This is a genomic window from Mesorhizobium sp. M4A.F.Ca.ET.050.02.1.1 (assembly GCF_003997725.1).
Taxonomy (GTDB): Bacteria; Pseudomonadota; Alphaproteobacteria; order Rhizobiales; family Rhizobiaceae; genus Mesorhizobium.
In genome coordinates, this window is the sequence record NZ_RZSG01000376.1 from 1 (window position 1) to 5,709 (window position 5,709).

6 protein-coding genes are annotated in these 5,709 nt (G+C 63.8%); all 6 read left to right on the forward strand.

Translation table 11 applies throughout. From position 1 onward, the window contains the following. Nucleotides 1-6 precede the first annotated feature (6 nt). Nucleotides 7-345 (forward strand): preprotein translocase subunit YajC, encoded by a 339-nt coding sequence (yajC, locus tag EOA33_RS21940; protein ID WP_126054208.1) that lies wholly within the window; start codon nucleotides 7-9, stop codon nucleotides 343-345. A 52-nt stretch (nucleotides 346-397) separates the two neighbouring features. Continuing rightward, on the forward strand, nucleotides 398-2,953 hold the full coding sequence (gene secDF / locus EOA33_RS21945) for a protein translocase subunit SecDF (RefSeq protein ID WP_127406575.1): 2,556 nt from the start codon (nucleotides 398-400) through the stop codon (nucleotides 2,951-2,953). Nucleotides 2,954-2,963: 10 nt separating this feature from the next. Continuing rightward, nucleotides 2,964-3,353, forward strand: coding sequence for an Mth938-like domain-containing protein (locus EOA33_RS21950; protein ID WP_126054210.1), 390 nt, complete (start codon nucleotides 2,964-2,966; stop codon nucleotides 3,351-3,353). 25 nt (nucleotides 3,354-3,378) lie between these two features. Then, nucleotides 3,379-4,203: a phytoene/squalene synthase family protein gene (locus EOA33_RS21955; RefSeq protein ID WP_126054211.1), complete on the forward strand. Its 825-nt coding sequence runs from the start codon at nucleotides 3,379-3,381 to the stop codon at nucleotides 4,201-4,203. A gap of 81 nt (nucleotides 4,204-4,284) precedes the next feature. Beyond that, a complete protein-coding gene (locus EOA33_RS21960) occupies nucleotides 4,285-4,713 on the forward strand; it encodes a hypothetical protein (RefSeq protein WP_126054212.1) in 429 nt (142 codons plus the stop codon). Next, nucleotides 4,713-5,663, forward strand: a complete 951-nt coding sequence (locus EOA33_RS21965) for a sterol desaturase family protein (RefSeq protein WP_190233819.1) — start codon at nucleotides 4,713-4,715, stop codon at nucleotides 5,661-5,663. The genes EOA33_RS21960 and EOA33_RS21965 overlap by 1 nt, the downstream gene beginning before the upstream one ends. Nucleotides 5,664-5,709: the final 46 nt, after the last annotated feature.

Below are 5,709 nucleotides of genomic sequence, written 5' to 3' on the forward strand. Positions count from 1 at the left end.
ATCTTGATGTTCGTTACACCGGCATACGCCCAGGGCGTCGGCGCCTCGCCAGACATGTTCATCAGCATTTTGCCGTTTGTCCTGATTTTCGTGATCATGTATTTTCTGATCATCAGGCCGCAGCGCGCGCAGCTGAAGAAGCGCCAGGAGATGCTCTCGGCGGTGCGGCGCGGCGACACGGTCGTGACCGGCGGCGGTTTCGTCGGCAAGGTGACCAAGGTGATCGACGACCACGAACTCGAGATCGACCTCGGCGGTGGCACCAAGGTGACGGCGCTGCGCTCGACGATCTCGGACGTGCGCGTCAAGGGCGAGCCAGTGGCGAACCAGAATGCCAAGAAATAACCGAATTGAAGGCGGAACGCTGCCGCATGTACGCCTGAACGGATAAGAACGAATGCTCTATTTTTCGCGCCTGAAGATGATCCTGATCTGGCTGGCCGTGGCCGCCACAGTGGTCCTCGCCGCGCCCAATCTCTTCCCTGCCAGCACGTTGGCGCAACTGCCCAACTGGGTGCCGAAGCGGCAGATGACGCTCGGTCTCGACCTGCAGGGTGGTTCGCACATCCTGCTTCAGATGAACCAGAACGACCTGATCAAGGATCGACTGGAGACGTCACGCGACGAGATCAGGACGCTGCTGCGCGACGCCAACCCCAAGATCAACTATACCGGCCTGTCCGGATCCGGGCGCACGGTGCAGGTCCGCATCACCGATCCCAGCCAGATCGACGCCGCCAAGAAGGTGCTGAAGCCGCTGACCGACCCGGTGGCGGCGGGGCTGTTCACCGGCGGCTCCGTCCAGGAGATGACGCTGGACGATTCCGAGCCGGGCCTGCTCAAGTTCACCGTCACCGACGCCGGCATCAAATACCGCACCTCGACGGCGCTGACGCAGTCGATCGAGGTCGTCGAACGGCGCGTCAACGAACTCGGCACCACCGAACCGATCGTGCAGCGGCAGGGCGACGACCGTATTCTTGTCCAGGTGCCGGGCTTGCAGGACCCGCAAAGGCTGAAGGAAATCCTTGGCCAGACCGCCAAGCTGACATTCCAGATGGTCGACCAGTCGATGCCGGTGCAGGACGCGCTCAACGGCCGTCCGCCGGCAGGCTCCTCGATCCTCTATTCGCAGGACGATCCGCCGGTACCCTATCTGATCGAAAACCGCGTCATCGTTTCGGGCGAGAATCTCGTCGACGCGCAGGCGACCTACAATTCGCAGAACAACGAGCCTGTCGTTTCCTTCCGTTTCGATTCCAAGGGAGCCACCCGCTTCGGCCAGGCGACGGCGCAAAATGTCGGCAAGCTGTTCGCCATCATCCTCGACAACCAGGTGATCTCGGCGCCGCAGATCCGTGAGCCGATCCTCGGCGGCACCGGTCAGATCTCCGGCAATTTCACCGCTCAGAGCGCCAACGACCTCGCCGTGCTGCTGCGCGCAGGCGCGCTGCCGGCGACGCTGACCGTGATCGAGGAGCGCACGGTGGGTCCGGGCCTGGGACAGGATTCCATCCATGCCGGCAAGGTCGCCGGCATCATCGGCTCGATCCTCGTCGTCGCCTTCATGTTCGTCGCTTACGGCTTCCTCGGCTTCCTCGCCAATATCGCGCTCGCGGTGCATGTGGCGATGATCGTCGGGCTGTTGTCGCTGCTCGGCGCGACGCTGACCTTGCCTGGTATCGCCGGTATCGTGCTGACCATCGGCATGGCGGTCGATTCCAACGTGCTGATCTACGAGCGTATCCGCGAGGAGCGGCGCAACGGCCGCTCGGTGATCCAGGCGATCGATACCGGCTTCACCAAGGCGCTGGCGACCATCGTCGATTCCAACGTCACGTCGCTGATCGCGACAGTGGTGCTGTTCTACCTCGGCACCGGCCCGGTGAAGGGTTTTGCCATCACCTACGCCATCGGCATCCTGACCACGGTCTTCACCGCCTTCACCTTCACCAGGCTGCTAGTGTCGATCTGGCTGCGCCGCGCCCGGCCGAAGGAACTGCCGAAGGCGCCGGTGACCTTCATTCCGCCGGGTACGAAGATTCCGTTCATGGGTATCCGCCGTTGGACCTTCGCGCTGTCCAGCCTGCTGTCGATCCTGTCGGTCGTGCTGTTCATGACCGTCGACATCAATTACGGCATCGACTTCAAGGGCGGCTCGCTGATCGAGGTGCAGGCCAAGACCGGCAATGCCGATCTCGCCGACATCCGCGGCAGGCTCACGGAGCTCAACATCGGCGAAGTGCAAGTGCAGCAGTTCGGCGAGCCGAACGACGTGCTGATCCGCGTCGGCACCCAGGACGGCGGCGAGAACGCCGAGCAGACCGTCATCGACAAGGTGCGCGGCGAGTTGCAGGACCAGTATGATTTCCGCCGCGTCGAAGTGGTGGGACCGACGGTTTCGGGCGAACTCGCCAAGCAGGGCACGATCGCCATGCTGATCGCGCTGGTCGGCATCCTGATCTATGTCTGGTTCCGTTTCGAATGGCAGTTCGCTGTCGGCGCCATCATCGCCACGATCCACGATGTGGTCATGACGATCGGCTTCTTCGTCATCACCGGGCTGGAATTCAACCAGTCGTCGCTGGCGGCAATCCTGACCATCATCGGTTATTCGCTGAACGACACCATCGTCGTCTACGACCGCGTCCGCGAGGATCTTCGAAAATACAAGAAGATGCCGCTGCCGCAGCTGTTGAACAACGCCATCAACGAGACCCTGTCGAGAACGACGCTGACCTCGGTGACCACGATCCTGGCACTGCTGGCGCTGGTGCTGTTCGGCGGCGAGGTGATCCGTTCGTTCACCATGGCGATGCTGTTCGGCGTGGTGTTCGGCACCTATTCGTCGATCTTCATCGCCGCGCCGCTGCTGATCCTGTTCAAGTTGCGGCCGCAGGCCACGGCCGCCGACGAGGAGAAGCCGGCGAACGGCAAGGCCGTGGCGACCTGACGCCGCGGCCGTGGCCAAGGGCATCGTCATCCGCGAGGCGCATTTCCCCGGCCGGGCGCCGATCGAGGCCTATGGCAATGGCGGCTTCCGCTTCGCCGATATGTCGCATCGCGGCTCGCTGCTCTGCCTGCCGTCCGGCATCCATGGCTGGGAGCCGGCCGATCCGCTGGCGTTGACGGTGGCGGACTTCAGCAAGCTGCTCGCCGAGGCCGGCAAGGTCGAGATCGTGCTGGTCGGCACCGGCAAGGATCTGCGGCCGCTGCCTACGGCGCTGCGCGCGGCATTGAAAGAGGCCGGCATCGCCGCCGATCCGATGTCGACCGGCGCGGCGGTGCGGACCTACAATGTCCTGCTCGCCGAAGACCGCGCCGTGGCCGCGGCGCTGATTGCCGTCGACTGACGTGGCTGATACCGCCAACATCGTCATGGATGCGGTGCGCGCTTCCGACCATGACCGTTATCTCAGCGCGCTCTACGCGCCCGCCGACAAGCGCGACGCGCTGTTTTCGCTCTATGCCTTCAATGCAGAGATCGCGTCCGTGCGCGACCGTATCCACGAGCCGTTACCCGGCGAGGTACGGCTGCAATGGTGGCGCGATGTCATCGCGGCAGAGAACGATGCGGAGACCGGTCACCCGATCGCCGACGCACTGAGGGCGACGATTTCCGCCAATCGACTGCCGAAGACAGCCTTCGACAACATGCTCGAAGCGCGCATCTTCGACCTCTACGATGATCCGATGCCGTCGCGCACCGATCTCGAAGGCTATTGTGGCGAGACCGCCGCGGCACTCATCCAGCTTGCGGCGATGATGCTCGATCCCCAGGAGGCACCGCGTTTTGCCGACCTGGCGGGGAGGGCGGGTTGTGCGCAAGCGATCACCGGTCTTTTGCTGCTGTTGCCGCTGTACCGGAGGCGTGGCCAATGTTTTGTGCCTGCGGACATCCTCGCAGCGGCCGGCTCATCATCGGAAGAGTTCGTCAAAGGGGAGGGCGGCCCCGGCGCGCAACGCGCAGTGGCGGCGATGATCGCGCTCGCGCGAGACCATCTCGGTGCCTTCGAGCGAGGCGCCCCGGCGCTGCCGGCTTCGCTGCGCCCCGCATTCCTGCCGCTCGCGCTGACGCGTGCCTATCTCGGCAGGATGGAGAAGACTGAGCAATCGCCGCGCGGCGGTGCAGCAAAGCTTTCCACCTTGCGCAAGCATTGGCTGCTCCTGCGTCATGCCAGCCGAGGCTGGACGCCCCTTTGACGTAAACGTCAATCGTGCTAGGGGTTCTGCCTGTCGGACTCGCGTCGAAGAAGCGTGAGCCGCCGGAGGAGACGCCTTTCCATGAGCCTGCCCGTGCTGGTCGTCCTTGTCGTGTTTGGCATCGCGCTGTCGGTCGCGGCCGTGCATTTCACCGGCGGCACTACTACCGCGATGCTTGCCGGCGCGGATCGGGCACTTCAACGCTTCGCCGAGGACTTTCCGGACGAAATGGTGGCGAGGGTGCGTCTAACGGCGGATCGGCGGGCGGCGTTTCTCGAGCTTGGGCCGGCGCGCACCGGCATCGTCAGCAGCATCGGCGATTGCTTCCTGACGCGCATCGTCACGCCGCGCGATATCCTGGCCCTGACCGCAGACGACCCGCGGTCGATCTCCATCAGGCTCAACGACTTCACCTGGAAGGGCGGGCGCTTTGTCTTTGCCGACGAGGCCGACGCCAGGGCGGTGGCGGCGGCCTTGCAAGACCATGATCGGAACCGGGAGGCCGCGTGATGGACGATTACAATTTCCCGGAGGTCACCAAGCTTGCCATCCCGTTCTTCGTCGCCGCCATCCTGATCGAGCTCTGGCTGGTGCGAACCGGCCGCGCCAAGGGCTCGTTCGAAACGCGCGACACGCTGACCAGCCTGATGATGGAGACCGGCAATGTCGTGGCCGGCCTGTTGCTCGGTGTTTTGTCCTACTGGGCGCTGCTGTGGCTGTGGCAGTTTCGCTTCTTCAATCTCGGCCTGTCGGTCTGGGTGTTTTTGGCTGCCTTCCTGCTCGATGATTTGCGCTACTATGTCTATCACCGCATCGCGCACCGGGTGCGTTGGGTGTGGGCCGAGCACGTCAACCACCACTCCAGCCAGCACTACAATCTGTCGACGGCGCTCAGGCAAAGCTGGACCGGGCTGTTCACCTTCATGTTCGTGCTGCAGGCGCCGCTGGTGCTGCTCGGCTTCCACCCGGCGGTGATTGCCTTCACCTTCGGCTTCAACCTGGTCTGGCAGTTCTGGATCCACACCGAAGCGATCGGCAAGATGTGGGGCTGGTTCGAGTTCATCTTCAATACGCCCTCGCACCACCGCGTCCACCACGCCACCAATCCGCGCTATCTGGACGCCAACTATGCCGGCACGCTGATCATCTGGGACCGCATGTTCGGCACGTTCGTCGAGGAACTGGAGGAGGACCGGCCACGCTATGGCATCGTCAAGAACATCGGCACCTTCAACCCGCTGAAAGTGGCCTTCCACGAATGGATCGGCATGTTCAAGGACACGCTGATGCCAGGGCTGACGCTGCGCCAGCGTTTCAACTATTTCGTCCGGCCGCCCGGCTGGAGCCATGACGGTTCGCGCGAGACGTCGGAGACGCTGAAGGCGGCCTATGTCAGGCGAAATCCGGGCGATGCGGGCAAGCCGGGCTTGCCGACTGCGAACGCGGAGCCTGCGGAGTAGCTATTCAGCCGCCTCTGCCTGCGCGGCAAGGACAAGACGGTCGCCA

What these genes read in the sequence shown, in the direction of transcription:
- EOA33_RS21960 (WP_126054212.1), top strand. Translation starts at nt 4,285, where the DNA reads ATGAGCCTGCCCGTGCTGGTCGTCCTTGTCGTGTTTGGCATCGCGCTG.
- yajC (WP_126054208.1), top strand. Translation starts at nt 7, where the DNA reads ATGTTCGTTACACCGGCATACGCCCAGGGCGTCGGCGCCTCGCCAGAC.
- secDF (WP_127406575.1), top strand. Translation starts at nt 398, where the DNA reads ATGCTCTATTTTTCGCGCCTGAAGATGATCCTGATCTGGCTGGCCGTG.
- EOA33_RS21965 (WP_190233819.1), top strand. Translation starts at nt 4,713, where the DNA reads ATGGACGATTACAATTTCCCGGAGGTCACCAAGCTTGCCATCCCGTTC.
- EOA33_RS21955 (WP_126054211.1), top strand. Translation starts at nt 3,379, where the DNA reads ATGGATGCGGTGCGCGCTTCCGACCATGACCGTTATCTCAGCGCGCTC.